General features: G+C 65.1%; 1 protein-coding gene. It reads right to left on the bottom strand.

Annotated features, from left to right (window positions below; translation table 11 throughout):
- Window positions 1-66: 66 nt before the first annotated feature.
- Window positions 67-252: hypothetical protein (locus QSK31_RS48735; protein ID WP_285692032.1), on the bottom strand; the 186-nt coding region annotated here is incomplete at its 5' end.

Here is a 252-nt window from a genome sequence, read left to right as displayed (position 1 = left end):
AACTCGGCTACCTGAGCCCGGACGAATACGAGACCGCCTGGCACACCCAGACCGAGCCAGATAACCTCACCCCTGCCCCGACCGGAAGCAGGTAACCACCGCTCCGTCGAAACGGGGGGAACTCACCAGGCCGGTTACCGTCAGCCGTGGCAGGTCTAGCACGATTGTGTCGTAGGGGCTGGTCGTGGGGTCGAGGTCTTGTATTGAGCCGACTGCGGTCACGACGTGGGTCTGGCCGGTGTCGGCGGCGAG

Origin of the sequence: Actinoplanes sp. NBRC 103695, from assembly GCF_030269485.1 — a bacterium.
GTDB lineage: Bacteria > Actinomycetota > Actinomycetes > Mycobacteriales > Micromonosporaceae > Actinoplanes.
Note: the sequence above shows the minus strand (reverse complement) of the source record. Positions and strands in the feature narration are given on the sequence as shown.